General features: G+C 58.1%; 17 protein-coding genes and 1 pseudogene. 6 read left to right on the top strand and 12 right to left on the bottom strand.

All coding sequences use genetic code 11. The features are described from left to right. From sdhA to AC1XOS_RS11540, 5 genes are all read right to left on the bottom strand, one after another. The coding region (sdhA, locus tag AC1XOS_RS11520; protein WP_481962366.1) for a succinate dehydrogenase (quinone) flavoprotein subunit at positions 1-1,239 on the bottom strand (1,239 nt) is incomplete at its 3' end. A gap of 5 nt (positions 1,240-1,244) precedes the next feature. Further along, the gene (locus AC1XOS_RS11525; protein WP_481962367.1) at positions 1,245-2,024 is read right to left on the bottom strand and encodes a succinate dehydrogenase/fumarate reductase transmembrane subunit; all 780 of its coding nucleotides are present in this window, start codon (positions 2,022-2,024) and stop codon (positions 1,245-1,247) included. Between the two features lie 92 nt (positions 2,025-2,116). Beyond that, a complete protein-coding gene (locus AC1XOS_RS11530; RefSeq protein ID WP_481962368.1) occupies positions 2,117-2,629 on the bottom strand; it encodes a hypothetical protein in 513 nt (170 codons plus the stop codon). Next, positions 2,626-3,519 (bottom strand): rod shape-determining protein MreC, encoded by an 894-nt coding sequence (gene mreC, locus AC1XOS_RS11535; RefSeq protein WP_481962369.1) that lies wholly within the window; start codon positions 3,517-3,519, stop codon positions 2,626-2,628. Before mreC ends, AC1XOS_RS11530 begins: the two co-directional genes overlap by 4 nt. A gap of 24 nt (positions 3,520-3,543) precedes the next feature. Further along, positions 3,544-4,587 carry a rod shape-determining protein gene (locus tag AC1XOS_RS11540; protein WP_481962370.1) on the bottom strand — a complete coding sequence of 348 codons (1,044 nt, stop codon included), beginning with the start codon at positions 4,585-4,587 and terminating at the stop codon, positions 3,544-3,546. 182 nt (positions 4,588-4,769) lie between these two features. Here AC1XOS_RS11540 and AC1XOS_RS11545 point away from each other — a divergent pair, with 182 nt between their 5' ends. Beyond that, the gene (locus AC1XOS_RS11545) at positions 4,770-5,252 is read left to right on the top strand and encodes a hypothetical protein (RefSeq protein ID WP_481962371.1); all 483 of its coding nucleotides are present in this window, start codon (positions 4,770-4,772) and stop codon (positions 5,250-5,252) included. Here the strand turns inward: AC1XOS_RS11545 and metF are convergent. Continuing rightward, complete coding sequence (gene metF, locus AC1XOS_RS11550; protein WP_481962372.1) at positions 5,249-6,112, bottom strand: methylenetetrahydrofolate reductase [NAD(P)H]; 864 nt, start codon at positions 6,110-6,112, stop codon at positions 5,249-5,251. The two genes, AC1XOS_RS11545 and metF, sit on opposite strands and share 4 nt — an antisense overlap. Before the next feature lie 42 nt (positions 6,113-6,154). Here metF and AC1XOS_RS11555 point away from each other — a divergent pair, with 42 nt between their 5' ends. Beyond that, entirely contained in the window at positions 6,155-6,871 is a 717-nt protein-coding gene (locus AC1XOS_RS11555) for a polyprenol monophosphomannose synthase (RefSeq protein WP_481962373.1), read from the top strand. Here AC1XOS_RS11555 and AC1XOS_RS11560 read toward each other — a convergent pair. After that, positions 6,836-7,588 carry a PEP-CTERM sorting domain-containing protein gene (locus AC1XOS_RS11560; RefSeq protein ID WP_481962374.1) on the bottom strand — a complete coding sequence of 251 codons (753 nt, stop codon included), beginning with the start codon at positions 7,586-7,588 and terminating at the stop codon, positions 6,836-6,838. The genes AC1XOS_RS11555 and AC1XOS_RS11560 overlap by 36 nt on opposite strands. 181 nt (positions 7,589-7,769) lie before the next feature. Here AC1XOS_RS11560 and AC1XOS_RS11565 point away from each other — a divergent pair. Continuing rightward, a pseudogene (locus AC1XOS_RS11565) lies at positions 7,770-7,988 on the top strand (DUF4062 domain-containing protein); the annotation flags it as partial. Here AC1XOS_RS11565 and AC1XOS_RS11570 read toward each other — a convergent pair. Both AC1XOS_RS11570 and AC1XOS_RS11575 read right to left on the bottom strand, forming a co-directional pair. Then, positions 7,984-8,346, bottom strand: a complete 363-nt coding sequence (locus AC1XOS_RS11570) for a hypothetical protein (protein ID WP_481962375.1) — start codon at positions 8,344-8,346, stop codon at positions 7,984-7,986. The pseudogene AC1XOS_RS11565 and the gene AC1XOS_RS11570 sit on opposite strands and share 5 nt — an antisense overlap. A 336-nt stretch (positions 8,347-8,682) precedes the next feature. Continuing rightward, complete coding sequence (locus tag AC1XOS_RS11575) at positions 8,683-8,919, bottom strand: hypothetical protein (RefSeq protein ID WP_481962376.1); 237 nt, start codon at positions 8,917-8,919, stop codon at positions 8,683-8,685. A 188-nt stretch (positions 8,920-9,107) separates the two neighbouring features. Between AC1XOS_RS11575 and AC1XOS_RS11580 the strand changes: the two genes are divergently transcribed. From AC1XOS_RS11580 to AC1XOS_RS11590, 3 genes are all read left to right on the top strand, one after another. Then, complete coding sequence (locus tag AC1XOS_RS11580; RefSeq protein WP_481962377.1) at positions 9,108-10,988, top strand: ABC-F family ATP-binding cassette domain-containing protein; 1,881 nt, start codon at positions 9,108-9,110, stop codon at positions 10,986-10,988. Positions 10,989-11,085: 97 nt separating this feature from the next. Next, positions 11,086-11,283: a hypothetical protein gene (locus AC1XOS_RS11585; RefSeq protein ID WP_481962378.1), complete on the top strand. Its 198-nt coding sequence runs from the start codon at positions 11,086-11,088 to the stop codon at positions 11,281-11,283. Next, positions 11,280-11,708: a type II toxin-antitoxin system VapC family toxin gene (locus AC1XOS_RS11590; RefSeq protein WP_481962379.1), complete on the top strand. Its 429-nt coding sequence runs from the start codon at positions 11,280-11,282 to the stop codon at positions 11,706-11,708. Before AC1XOS_RS11585 ends, AC1XOS_RS11590 begins: the two co-directional genes overlap by 4 nt. A 102-nt stretch (positions 11,709-11,810) precedes the next feature. Here AC1XOS_RS11590 and AC1XOS_RS11595 read toward each other — a convergent pair whose 3' ends face one another. The 3 genes from AC1XOS_RS11595 to AC1XOS_RS11605 form a co-directional block, all read right to left on the bottom strand. After that, the gene (locus AC1XOS_RS11595; RefSeq protein WP_481962380.1) at positions 11,811-12,269 is read right to left on the bottom strand and encodes a PIN domain-containing protein; all 459 of its coding nucleotides are present in this window, start codon (positions 12,267-12,269) and stop codon (positions 11,811-11,813) included. Further along, complete coding sequence (locus AC1XOS_RS11600) at positions 12,269-12,589, bottom strand: hypothetical protein (RefSeq protein ID WP_481962381.1); 321 nt, start codon at positions 12,587-12,589, stop codon at positions 12,269-12,271. Before AC1XOS_RS11600 ends, AC1XOS_RS11595 begins: the two co-directional genes overlap by 1 nt. A gap of 309 nt (positions 12,590-12,898) precedes the next feature. Then, the coding region (locus tag AC1XOS_RS11605) for a putative PEP-binding protein (RefSeq protein WP_481962382.1) at positions 12,899-14,298 on the bottom strand (1,400 nt) is incomplete at its 5' end.

Below are 14,298 nucleotides of genomic sequence, written 5' to 3' on the forward strand. Positions count from 1 at the left end.
TCCCAGTCGGTTCGCACCGTGGTACTGGTAGTCGCACTCACCCACGGCAAAGAGCCCTTCGACATTGGTCTGATGGTAGGGCGTCGTGCCAGGATCGGTGCCGTCATTGACCCAGATACCCCCCATCGAGTAGTGCACGGCAGGGAAGATACGCATCGGGACATCTCGCGGATCGTCTCCGACAAACTTCTCGTAGATCTCCAACACACCACGTAGCTTCTCATCGAGCTTCTTACGGTCAATATGTGTCACGTCCAGATAGACCTGGTTCTCGCCATAGACGCCCATCTTATCGTCTACGCACTTGGCGAAGATCTCGCGGGTCGCAATATCACGTGGCACTAAGTTGCCGTACTTGGGGTACTTAACCTCTAAAAAATAGTCCCGCTCGCTCTCAGGGATGTCCTGACCAGGACGCGGATCACCGGGCATTTTGGGAACCCAGACCCGCCCGCCCTCACCGCGAACGGACTCAGAAATCAGGCGCAGCTTGTCTTCTCCGGGCACTGCGGTGGGGTGGACTTGCACGAACTCGCCATTGGCATAGTGCACGCCCTGCTGGAAAATCGCCCCCGCTGCCGTCCCCGTATTGATCACCGAGTTGGTAGACTTGCCATAGACCATGCCGGGACCACCCGTCGCCAGCACCACCGCGTCGGCATGGAACGCCTTAATCTCCATGCTCCGAAGATCCTGCGCGACGATCCCAATGCACTTTCCGGCACCGCCCTGGTCACGTACAATTCCAAGAAACTCCCAGAACTCGAACTTATTGACTTTGCCCTCGACCTCAGCGCGGCGAGTCTGCTCGTCTAGTGCATAGAGTAACTGCTGCCCCGTCGTGGCTCCAGCGTAGGCCGTGCGGTGCTTAAGAGTTCCTCCAAATCGCCGAAAGTCTAGGAGGCCTTCGTGTGTTCGGTTAAACATCACCCCCATACGGTCCAGGAGATTGATAATTCCTGGGGCCGCATCACACATATTCTTGATCAGTGTCTGGTTGGCGAGAAAGTCTCCACCGTAGCAGGTGTCGTCAATGTGCAGTGCTGGGCTATCATTTTCGCCTTTGGTGTTTACCGCGCCGTTAATTCCCCCCTGTGCACAGACGCTATGACTACGCTTGACTGGCACGAGCGAGAACAGATCCACGCTGCCCCCTGCCTCGGCGATCTTCACCGTGGTCATGAGCCCGGCAAGGCCGCCACCCACCACGATCACTCTTGCTTTTGTAGATCCTGCCATAGTTATTACTTAGCCTCCTGAACCAACATCTTAACGAAAGCCTTGTGGTCAGGCTGTGCCTGACGGTCGGCGTGACCCTTTACGGAGAAATTAATCGCCACTGCCGAGCCCAGAAGTGTCAGAGCGATTCCCAGCCCCCAGCCGAGGATAGCAATGACTTTCTGCGCCTCCTTGCCAATGGCCAGGCCCCAGCGGATTGCAAAGTTCAGCACGCCATTGCCCAGATGCAGACACGCGGAGGCGATTCCTAACAAGTAAAACGCCAGGTAGAGAGGATCGGCAAAGCGCCATGCCATCGCGCGGTAGCTGATGGACTGGAAGCCTAGCTCTTTGCCCGCCTCACCTGCCGTAAGCTCCCAGGTGTACTTCAGCACCGTAGTGTCGTAGATGTGGTAGCAAATATAGACAACCGCGAGTACACCTGACCACCGCTGAAACGTATAGAGCCAATTTCGTCCGTAGCCATAGTGCGCTATGTTGCCACCAGGCCCCGGCATTTCGGCGACGATCATCAAGCCGTAGATCGCATGAAAAAGTATAGGCAACATAATCGCGCCCAGCTCCAGCAGGATCACAAAAGGCGCGTAGCCAATCGCTTTCACCGCCGTATTGAAGGCTGCCTCGCCGTCACCACGAAGGCTATAGGAGTTGATCGTCAGGTGAAAGATCAAAAACGCCCCGATAGGAATCACTCCGGAAAGAGAGTGAAGCTTATGCAGAAGGTAGCTGTCTTTAAAAAATGACTTGCTTCCTGGCTGCCCACGTTCAATGGTTGTTGTTGCCATGGCTCTATTATAGGCGACCAACCAGTCAGAAGTAAAGCGAATCTTTCCGATAACGATTATGCGTTTTACTTCAAAACATGAACCCGTTCAACTCACAGGCGAACGGTTTTCCAGCGTGCTAGGACTGCTACGGGCAGAGCGATTAAGAGATTGAGCAGAGCTCCCACAAAAGTAAGTGAGAGCCAGTGGGCCAGGCCAATGCGCGGGTTAGAGAAGCCGTAGAGCACCCCGGACAGGACACTTCCTGCACCCACACCCAAGAGAGTCACTCCCACACCGACTCGGACAAATCGTCGCCGTAGAGCACCCACTGCCCATGCGGCGACGATTCGCGTGATTAAAAACGTTCCCAGTGTTGGCCCTGCAATGGCGGCAGTCACCAAGCCGGAGATAAAGCCTGCACCCGCTCCAATCAAGGCTTCGGTGAGCAGTGCGACACAGAGGGCCAGTGTGAGTAAAAAGTCCGGCTGAGCGCCCAAGAACGTCAGATGAACCGCCACCGACGACTGAAGGCCAATCCCAGCCGCTAATAAGATCAGATAGAGTATGAGGGCACGCCAAGAGATCTCTCTCTCAGCGGTGCCCCCCAAAGTCCCTCGGCTCATGGCCGCGGTGCCGCCAGCACAAGCACCTCACGTACCATCCCCGGCTGTGGGGCATGGGGACGAATACGGGCAATTTTGACGAGATGTGTCTGATCCTCATGTACCGACTCGACAACCCCAATCGGAATCCCTGGAGGAAAAACCCCGCCTTGCCCCGAGGTAGCAACCGTATCGCCGGGCTTGATATCTGCCGTTTTATCCAGATGTACCAGATCAATGCTGTAGCGCCGCTTCAGCTTACCATCACCCTCTTCGATTCCCTTTAGAATCCCGAAGGCTTTCCCTGCGCCTACGACCGCTCCCACACCCGAGTCTGGGTCGGTCAGGAGGCGGACTTTTGCGCTCAGTGGCCCGACTTCGATGATCTTTCCCAAAAGCCCTTCAGCCGTTCGTACGACTTGATCACGGTGGAGACCTTGGCGTGTTCCCAGAGCAATAATCACAGTCTGCTCGAGAGGCGAAGGAAGCCAGGCCACGACTTCCGCAACTTGTGGCTTGGGATTCTTGGTAGCGACAATGTCCAATAAACCACGAAGGCGGATATTCTCCGCCTCAACCGCTTTCCGCTTCTCCACTTCAAGAGCAAGAGCGGAGACTTTTTGCGCCAATGCCTGGTTCTCCCGCTCTAGTGCGACACCCCCAAACCAACCATGCCACGTCGAGGAGCCCCCTTGCTTTGTCCGTGCTGCGACAACCTGCGCAGGCAGGACGATCGTCTGGGTGCCGCTAATAATGGGATTGGGCTTACCCTGGGAAGTAAGGCGGTTATTGATAACTCCCAACCCTACTGCGCCGACAACGAGCATACCGACGACAGTGCCTCGGGCGATCTTCAGACCACGCCGCTCAACGCGGGGGTTCCAGCCCCCTCTCAGCCGTTTCTGCCCCATAGCCTACCTCCCTTTACCTTGGAGTTAAAGAGACCGACTTGACATCAGTGCGTTACGAAGACCCGGATGGGACTCCACCTCTTCTAAGACGGCTCCCGCTCCCAGTGCCACACAAGAAAGTGGATCCGGTGCGATCTTGACGGGCATCTCGGTCTCGGCTTGAATTCTTCGATCCAAGCCGCGGAGCAGTGCACCACCGCCTGCCAGGTAGATTCCCAGATCCATAATATCCGCGGCCAGCTCAGGAGGTGTCGCCTCCAGTGCCATCTTAACCGCATCCACCACTTGGTTGACGGGCTCTGCAATCGCTTCCCGGATCTCTACACTCGAAATCGTGGTCGAGCGTGGCAGGCCGGTCAGTAAGTCACGCCCCTTGATGATCATCGTCAGCTCTTGCTCCAGTGGAAACGCAGAGCCGATCTGAAGTTTTACTTCTTCGGCTGTTCGATCTCCGATATAAAGATTGTACTGACGGCGAATATAGGCGACAACGGCCTCATCTATCTCATCACCCGCCACACGGATTGAGCGACTGGTAACGATTCCCGAGAGCGAGATCACGGCGACTTCCGTTGTTCCACCGCCAATATCCACGATCATCGAACCGGTCGGCTCCGAGACAGGCAAGCCCGCCCCAATCGCAGCGGCCATCGGCTCCTCGATCAAAAATGCCTCGCCCGCTCCTGCTTTTTTTGTGGCATCAATCACCGCCATGCGCTCGACTTCAGTCACACCTGATGGGATCCCCACTACTACTTGAGGAAGGTCGAAAGGACGGCGGTGCATGACTTTTTCGATAAAGTAGCGCAGCATCCGCTCAGTCTGATCAAAGTCTGCAATGACCCCATCTTTGAGCGGACGAACCGCCACAATGTGCCCCGGAGTGCGGCCCAGCATTCGCTTGGCCTCATCCCCCACTGCCTCAACCGTCTGCCGGTTTACATCATAGGCGATTACCGAAGGTTCACGAAGTAAAATGCCCTTGCCGTGAACGTGAACCAGTGTATTGGCCGTGCCGAGATCTATTCCCATTCGGCGACGCCGTGAAAAAAAACCAAATAAACGCATGGTGATGTTTCGCCTACCCGAGCGCTGCCTGAGTCACTCTCTCTGGCATTGCAGAAAGACGCTACGGGACGAGACGCTAGGGGGAATTATATCATGTCTCCGTCACGTTTCCGTTTCCAGATCCCTCTATTCCTGCCAGTGTCACTAGAACAAAGCAGCCACGGCACGGTACACTGATCCCTATGACGTGGAGCGTTTTGGATCTCATTGTGGTGGCGGTCTTTATCGCACAGCTTGTGGGCTGGTTTTGCGTGGCAGGGGCTGCCTGGAAGATCAAAAAAGGCCCTATTACACAGCTCCAGAACCAAATTATCCCGCTGACGGAGGCCGGTAAGCTCCTGGCGACGCGCAGTACGGAGCTTGTTGCACGGCTTAAAGTTCAGATAATCTCGCTCGTCTCTCGCACCAGAACCATCCGCAGGAGGCTGCGAGTGAGCGAGCCTCCCCAAGGGATGTGGATCGAGCCTCGCCATCTCAAGCAAGCCGCGGGATTTCTTGCGGCGTACCGCCAGCGGCCCGTAGGCAAAAAGCTGGCATCGAAAAAGAAGCTGCCTGTCTCCATGGCGCAGAGACTCGGACTGCTCCCCCCCGTTTTGGTTCGGCTTGCCCCGCTCGGTAAGATCGCCCGTATCGCGCTCCAGACCCTCAAGCAGCTTCGGCGCTAGTTTCCCAGCTCGGCGCAGATATGAGCCGTCGCTTTGCTTTTATTAAGAGTGTAGAAGTGAAGACCGTCCACACCACCTGCTATCAGCTCGCGGCACTGGGCGATGGCATGACCAATCCCTACCTCGTAGACCGCCGCAGGATCGTTTTCGACGGCTTCTAGCTTCAGGAGCAGCTCTTGCGGAATCTTGGCACCACAGCGGGTGACAAAGCGCTTGATCTGGGCGACATTTTCAATCGGAATGATACCTGCGACAATCGGGACGGTGATCCCTGCCACACGACACTGATCCCGCCAAACAAAGAAATCGGCGTTGTCAAAGAAAAGCTGGGTGATGATAAAACGTCCCCCGGCATCGAGCTTGGCCTTGAGCGTCTCAATGTCGCGTGTGCGATTCAAGCACTGGGGATGTCCTTCGGGATAGCCCGCCACACCGATACAAAAATCTTGGCGTGCGGCGACAAAAGCGGCTAGCTCATTGGCATAGGCAAACCCATTTTTGGGTGCTTTAAAGACAAGCTGGCCGTTCTCGGGATCGCCACGCAGAGCCAAGACATTGCGGATACCGCCCTCCCAGAGTGTCGCCAGGTGCGCCGCCATCTCGTCTTTGTTGTGGTGCAGACATGTCAGATGCGACATCGTCCGAATTCCCAGCTCGCGCTGAATCCGAAGGGTCAGCTCCAGAGTCTGCTCCGTACCGCCGCCCGTTCGCGTGATCGAGATAAAGTCGGGCTTTAGCGCTTGTAGCTGGTGAATCGTCTGGAAAAGAGTCTCCGCACCCGCATCATTTTGCGGGGGATAGAACTCGAAAGAGATGGTGGGGCGCTCGCCCCCAGAAAGAAACAGCTCGTCAATACGCATGGTTCTCTATTCTATCGCAGACGGTATACTGGTGGGATTGTTATGCCCGACTCGATTTTAATTGTCATCCCTACGTACAACGAAAAGGAGAACCTCTCCACTCTCGTTTCCCAGCTTCGTCAGAGTGTCCCTGAGGCGCACTTGCTGATCGTAGACGATGGCTCCCCCGATGGCACAGGGACTATGGCGGATGGCTTTGCAGCCCGCGATCCTCAGGTTCATGTTCTGCACCGCACCACCAAAGATGGCCTAGGGCGCGCCTACGTGGCAGGTTTTTCCTGGGGCTTGTCCCACGGCTACAGCAGGCTGGTGCAGATGGATGCGGATCTCTCCCACAGCCCTGCCGATGTCCCACGTCTGCTCGCCGCCGATGCCGATCTGGTAATCGGATCCCGCTATGTTACGGGCGGGGGCACGGTGAACTGGGGGCTGAGCCGCCGGATTCTCTCACGCGGTGGCTGCCTCTACGCCCGCACGATTCTGGGGCTCTCTTTGCAAGACCTCACCGGAGGCTTCAAGTGCTGGCGACGGCCTGCGCTGGAAGCCGTGAACCTGCCCGAGATCCGCTCCAACGGCTACTCGTTCCAGATCGAGATGACCTGGCGAGCGCTCCAAGCAGGCTTTCGTGCCACCGAAGTGCCCATCGTCTTCACGGATCGCGTGGACGGCGTGTCGAAGATGAGCAAGCGGATCGTCTTTGAAGCGGTTGGGATGGTCTGGCGACTACGCCTGTCGCGCCCGACGACGCGCCAGTCCTAGACCAAGCGCTCCCATTCCCAGTAACGCCAGCGTTCCTGGCTCAGGTGCCGCTGTCATCGCAGGAGTGAACTGCAAGCGCATCACAGGTGCTAAGGAGGCGTTGATCCCATCCGCTGTCGCGGCGTTGTACCCAACAGAACCAACCGACGCGACCTGAGCACTATTCGTCTGTGCATCGAGTCCAAAGTCCGTCGCGCCGTTTCCTGTATGAGTCAGCTCTACCACAAGGTTACCCCCGGTGTAGCTGTAGTTCCCTCCCGACAAGTTGAAGCCGATAATCGCCGCAAAGTCATTTGGCCCCGCCGGGTTGGTGCGTGGGAAGTAACCTGATGCCAGACTCAGCGCACCACCGCGCACTTGCGTCTTCGTCCCAGGAACGTAGTTACTAGAAAACGTGTTGCTCAGCGTACTTGGCGTGGTTGCCGCCTGCCCAAGATAAATATCGTAGTTTGCAAAGTTAATGGCAGCACCCGGCTGTGCTGTAAACGCTGTATTATCTAACCGAAATGTCAGTCCGGTGATCTGTCCATTGAGCACCGAGGTCAGCTCTGAGGCGCTGATTACGGTTTGCAAACTGCGGGGCAGGGACCGGATCATGGTACTAAGCCCATTACTACCTTCAACGGCGGCGTTGGCACTGGGTACGGTAGTGAGAGACTGTGCGTGTGAACGGGCGGCCACCAAACCTACCAGCGCTAAAAATACGATTCTTTTCATGTTCTTTTCTCCCACTCTACAAAAAGTGAGAAAATACAAGAACCATGCCAGACTCATTTCAACGCCGAATGCCCTCACGGGCACCTCATCCGTCCGGCAGGACGTTCGGTGCGAAGCGTCTCCCGCGAGGAATTTCAAACTCCTCGCCGAGCCAACCACGACCGACACAGGCCGCATTCCAATGGACAAAAAGTATCAAATCTTCGTCAGTTCCACCTACGTCGATCTCATTGAAGAACGCCAGCAGGTCATGCGCACCATCCTCGAAATGGGCCATATCCCCGTCGGCATGGAGCAGTTCAGCGCCGCCGATAAGGAGCAATGGAAGATCATCCAGCGCCAGATAGATCAGAGCGACTACTACGTCGTCCTCATCGCCCACCGCTACGGCTCCACTACTCCAGGGATTCAGTAGCGCTACTTTCAACCGGTGGGTAAAACTCCCACCAGAGTGCTTCCAGGTGCATTCTCATGTTCTCGAAGGGCGCGTTGTTTTGGCGAAGAAGCGGCAGAAAACCAGCGAGTGCTCCTAATTCCCACAAGCCATCATGGTTGCCTGTTCCCGTTGCCTCCATGGGGTGAAAGACTCCCTCGGCGCTTGCCTCAGGGTGTGCGGAGAGCAATTCAGCAGACTCCCACGAGACGACCTCTAGCCCGACCCACACAATCGAGAGCATCGGCCCCATCGGAGGTGCATCGGAGGGAGGAGTGTAGTGATCAGGAATATCCCAGAGAAAATCGAGCGATTGGATTACCATACTAAGCGCTCTGGATGCCTGTTGATCGGAGCTACCCAGATCGTCCAATAGTTCAAGCAGCAGGCGTAGTGCCTCCTCCTCCCAGAAAAAACGATTCTGCCAATCCACCGGGATGTACGTTGGCTTCGTTCGCGTTAGGAGAGGACGCCGCTGGCACTGACAGGTTAGCGCAATTTTCTCCGCTTCGGATAGGAAGGTGGGAAGCGTCTCCAAGGCGAGTCCCACACGGACATATCCTGTAATGTTATATTCTATGGCCGAGAAAGTGGGCACTGCTCGATCAATATCCATTTTTAATTCTAGCCTTTTGCAACACGGCTGAGATATAAGTGACACTCATGCGGCTTGCTGGAGGTGTTTTCGGGCGCGGGCTTTGACGAGGCGCATGAGATGCTCGAACTGGGCGTAGTGATCTAATTCGCTCTTTTCTTCGTCGGTAAGGGTGCTGGATTTTTCATGGGCTACCAAGTCCCAGACACGGGCACGGGCTTCGTCGCGGGGTTTGAACTCCAGAACATGCGGCGCGGTGGCGAGCAGGTCAATGATTTCACCGTCGGCGCGGGCGGTCGTCATGGGCAAATTATACCGCCAAGGCCACCGGTTGAAAACCGGCGTCTGCAACGGCGCAAGTGCCGCGAAGCCCGTGCCGGGCTGAGGGTTTGCTGTGGTGTAGCCCGGCACGGGCTTTGCAGCCGAGGGACGAGGCTACCTTGACGCCTAATTCCATTGGGCGGCTCGATTCGCGGTAAAATGCGCTCTGCATGAGCCTCATTACAATCTCTGAACTTGGTAAAGACTACGGCCCTCACACGATTCTCGATGGCATCTCGCTGCGCCTGGCGCGGGGAGAGAAAGTAGGGATTGTGGGCAAGAACGGCGGCGGGAAGACGACCCTGCTGCGGCTGCTTCTAGGCATTGAGGAGCCGACGCGCGGCAATATCCGGGTGGCGCGGGGCGTGCGGATTGGCTATCTCTCGCAGATTGCACGGCTGGATGAGTCTAAGACGATCTTAGAGGAGGCGGAGACGGCCCTAGCGAGTGTGGCCGATGCGGAGGCGCACTTGCGTGAGACGGAGCTTGCACTGGCAAGCGAGCCGGAGAACGAGGACTTGCTCGATGCCTACGGCGCGGCCCAGGACCGCTACGAGTTCTCTGGTGGAGAGTCGGCGCGGGCATCACTGCTGGCGTCTTTGGAGGCGATGGGGCTCCCCGAGAAAGACTGGGACAAGCCTGTCTCGGTGCTCTCGGGCGGCGAGAAGACCCGGCTCTCGATGGCAAAGCTGCTGGCCACCACGCCCGATGTGCTGGCGCTCGATGAGCCGACCAACCATTTAGACATTCGCGCCGTGGAGTGGCTGGAGGGATTTTTGCAGCGCTTCCCCGGTGCCGTCTTGCTAGTCTCGCACGACCGGCGCTTTTTAGAGAACACGGCCAATGCGATCTGGGATGTGGAGGCGACTGGCGTCACCCCCTACTCCGGCGGCTATGCGTTCTACAAGGAGAAGCGCGAGCGAGTGCGGGCCGAGCAGCTAGAGCTCTACCAGCGCCAGCAGGCCGAGATCGCCCGCACGGAGGAGTACATTCGGCGCAATAAAGCCGGGCAGAACACGCGCATCGCGATGGGCAGGCAGAAGCGGCTCGATAGACTGGAGCGCCTGGAGCGCCCCGATGCAGAGGCGCAGGGGGTAAAGGCAAAGCTCGCCAGCTCAGGGCGGAGCGGTGAGAACGTGGTGGTGGCAGAGAAGGCGTCCAAGAGCTTTGGCAGCAAGCCGATCCTCGATAAAGCGGACTTTATCCTGCGTCGCGGCCAGAAGATCGGGATTGTGGGCCCTAATGGCACGGGCAAGACCACGATGCTAGAGATCCTTCTAGGTGAGCAGCCGCTCGACTCAGGGTTTCTGAAGCTCGGGCATGGTGTGACGGTTGCTGTACACCGCCAGGACGAAGACGATTTCGAGGGAGAGGAGACGGTTCTGGAGGCGTTCTACGAGCGCTCGGGGCAGACCATTGCGGAGGCACGAAGCCACTTGGCGAAGTTTCTCTTCACGGGTGACGATGTCTTCAAGCCGATCTCCGCGCTCTCAGGCGGCGAGCGGAGCAAGCTTCGTATGGCGCTGATGGTGCTCTCACCTGCCAACGTACTGATCCTCGATGAGCCGACCAACCACTTAGATGTCTGGAGCTGCGACGCGCTCACCGATGCCCTGAAGGCGTTTCCCAGCACGCTGCTCGTTGTCAGCCATGACCGCGCCTTGCTCGATGCCGTAACCGACCACACGCTGGCCTTTGAGGGCGATGGGAAAGTCGCGCTTCATGAGGGCAGCTACGCAGTCTACCGGGCGACGAAAGCGACACCTCTCCCCACAGCTCCTACGACCCGGCGCAAAGCCGAGCCTGAGCCCATAAAAGCCAATGCCTTCCAGCTCTCCAAGGAGCGGGCGCGGCTCCAGAAGCGGGTTGCGGCTCTGGAAGAGGAGATCGGAAAGCTAGAGACAGAGCTTGCTACCGTCGAGGCCGCGCTGGCGTCGGGCGAGGGCGATGCGATCACGCTGGCGGCAGAGCACACGAAGCTTAGCGGTCAGCTGGAGGCTAAACTCGCCGATTGGGAACAAACCGCCGCCGATGCTGAGGCGCTAGTCTAACCGATTATCCCGCAAGCCAGGATGGAAATCATCCGCACCCAAAGGGTACTCGGGGGCGCTTCCCGTACGGTAGAATGGACGAGGAGAGAGAACGAATATGGCAACGAGTACCTTAGAGGAACGTGTGGCGATTCTGGAGCAGAAAATAGAAACCCTTGCCCCTACCTCCCCCAAGCCTGCCTGGTGGAAAAAGATTGTGGGGGTCTATAAAGATGACCCTGAGTTCACGGAAGCGGAGCGCCTAGGGCGTGAGTACCGCGAGTCACTTCGTCCGAAAGAAGACCCGGCGGCTTGATCTACGTCCTGGATACCGATCACCTCAGCTTGCTGGAGTGGGATAGCGCAGACTCTATCACGCTTCAGATGAGACTGGAGCGGATTCCTCAGGAGCGTATCTTCACCACGGTGGTGAACTATGAAGAGCAGATGCGTGGCTGGCTAGAGCGTGCCGCCCGCGCTGATACGCGTGAGCGACTATTGTCTGCCTACTCTCGCCTCGAACTTCATATCAAGACCTTCGAGGGCATCCCACTTCTCTCGTTCGACACCGGAGCCGCCGATATTTTCGAGCAGCTTCAGCGAGCCAAAGTCCGGGTCGGGACGATGGACTTGAAGATCGCCGCTATCGCTCTGGCAAACGAGGCGACGGTTCTGACCCGCAACCTCGCCCACTTTGGGAAGGTGCCTGAGCTTCTTGCGGAGGACTGGAGCGGCACCTAGTCCGCTCCGATCCCCCTAATCCCCGCCGCTTGTACTCGCTCTCCTTCTTCACACCCGTCGAAGCACGGGCGCATAAATGGGCCCGCGGGTGCGGCAAGCAGGCTAAAGCCCGCTCGGCTCCGGTGCGCTACGAATATCTCCATTCACACGAACGACATCAAGCAACACGCCGTTCAAAAAATCAAAATCTGCGTCTTCCGTGAGTAGGGTTGCATCCAGACAATAAGCCGTAGCAGCAATCCAGAGGTCGTTCTTGCCCATCTTGAAGCCGAGGCGACGGCTGAGTGCATCCAGTGTGGCGTAGGCTTCGATTATGCCTGCGGTTTCTAGTGTAGCCCGGAGAAAATACTGGAGGACATACTCCATTTGCTCAATCTTGTCCTCACCCCAGCTCCACTGGAGCGCCAGCGAGCGCAGCTCGCCGTCCGTGACGAAGCTATAGACCGGGTGGGGCTCAGCCATCATGGGGTCGAATTGTTCCTTGATCGTTTCCCACGAGCTATCGCGACGGCAGGCATGAACCAGGATATTGGTATCGAGGAGGTAGAGAGGCTTTGCCATCAGGAGAGCTCTTTGAGTGCGGCGTCTACCACGGCATCGGATTCGTCACCGGGCCAGGTTCCGACTACCAGTTCCTCTAAAGTCTTCCCCTCTAGCAAGGGCTTAGCAGGTCGTGAAGCGGCAAGTATCGCGGTGCGCAGTGCGGTGCGCTCGTCAGGCGTACGTTCCATTAAGGTTCGCAAGGCTCGATCTAGCGGCGATCCCTCGCTACTTCGCTCTACCAGTTGTGCGACATAGACATCCAGCCCCAGCCCGACCATGGCAGCCTGTGTTCGCAGTCGCGCGGTAGTTTCGGCGGATAGCTCAATTGTAACGCTCATACGGCACCTCCTGTGGCATTATATCGCCGAGGACGGGCACATCAACGGGCGTGGTTGCGGGCGGCTAAAGCGGCCCGCTGTTTCGGCAAGCAGGCTAAAGCCCGCTGAAGCTCTCCGTGTCTGGAGGCCCATTTATGGTTCTTGCCGACCACCCAAAGGGTACCCGGCGGGTCGCTTTAGCCACCCGATGAACAGCAGGCCCACAAAACAGAAAGGCCAGAGGCAAACGCCTCCAGCCTTTCTCCGCAATCTCTCCCCTCCCCCACCCTTCCTCCCAGGATTGGGAGGAGGGGCCGGGGGAGGAGGGCTCTACTTGTCGCTGACGCCCTTGCCGAGTGCGGCTTGCGCTGCGGCCAGGCGGGCGATGGGGACGCGGTACGGGGAGCAGCTGACGTAGTTCAGGCCGATGTTGTAGCAGAACTGAACCGAGGTCGGCTCGCCGCCGTGCTCGCCACAGATTCCCAGCTTGATGTCAGGCCGCACCGCCTTGCCCTTGGCAATGGCGATCTTCATCAGCTCACCGACACCAGTCTGGTCGATCGACTCGAACGGATCGCCGGGCAGGATCTTGTGCTCGACATACGGGCGCAGGAACTTATCGGAGTCGTCGCGGCTGAACCCAAAGGTCATCTGGGTCAGGTCGTTGGTTCCGAAGCTAAAGAAGCTCGCCTCGACGGCGATCTCATCAGCGGTCAGCGCACCACGCGGCACCTCGATCATCGTCCCGAACTGGTAGGGAATCTCCACTCCCTGCTCGGCGACAACAGCCTTGGCGGTTTCCTCTAGGCGATCCTTGACGAACTTCAGCTCATTGACATGCCCAACCAGCGGGATCATGATCTCAGGAACGGCCTGGCCGCCCGCCTTGATCACCTGTGCGGCTCCCTCAAGGATAGCGCGGGTCTGCATCTCGACAATCTGCGGCATCACGATGGAGAGGCGCACACCGCGCATTCCCATCATGGGGTTGACTTCGTGCATGGACTCAATCGCAGCCAGCAGGGTTGCCTTCTCCGCGACGGTCGCGCCGGTTGCGCCACGGTTGAGCAGCTCACGCAGCTCGGCAGCAACCTCTCCGGCGTGGGGCAGGAACTCATGGAGCGGCGGGTCGATCAGGCGGATGGTCGCCGGGCGGCCACCGAGCGCCTCAAAGATTCCCTTGAAGTCCTCGCGCTGGAACACCAAGAGATCGTCGAGAGCCTTCTGGCGCTCGGCATCGTTCTTGGCCAGGATCATGCGCTGCACCACAGGGCGACGCTCGCCCTCGAAGAACATGTGCTCGGTGCGGCACAGCCCGATTCCCTCGGCACCCAGCTTGATCGCAAGCTCGGTATCGGCGGGGGTGTCGGAGTTGGCGCGGACACCAAACTTGCCACGGAACTCATCGGCCCAGCCTAAGAACTCGCCGAAGTCGCCGGTCATCTTGGCCTCTTCGACCGGAACCTGGCCCTCGATCACCTCACCAGCGGCGCCATTGAGGGAGATAAAGTCGCCCTCTTTGATCACCTGTCCGGTGGCATGAACAATAAACGAGCCCTCGGAGACCGCGATCTCCGAACACCCGGCCACGGTCGGGATACCAAAGCCACGGGCCACGAGAGCGGCGTGGGAGGTCATACCACCACGCTCGGTCAGAACGCCCTGTGCGGCCAGCATTCCCTTAAGATCATCGGGGTTGGTGTCGGCGCGAACCAGGCTCACACGCTCGC

The sequence above is a fragment of the Armatimonas sp. genome (assembly GCF_964826245.1).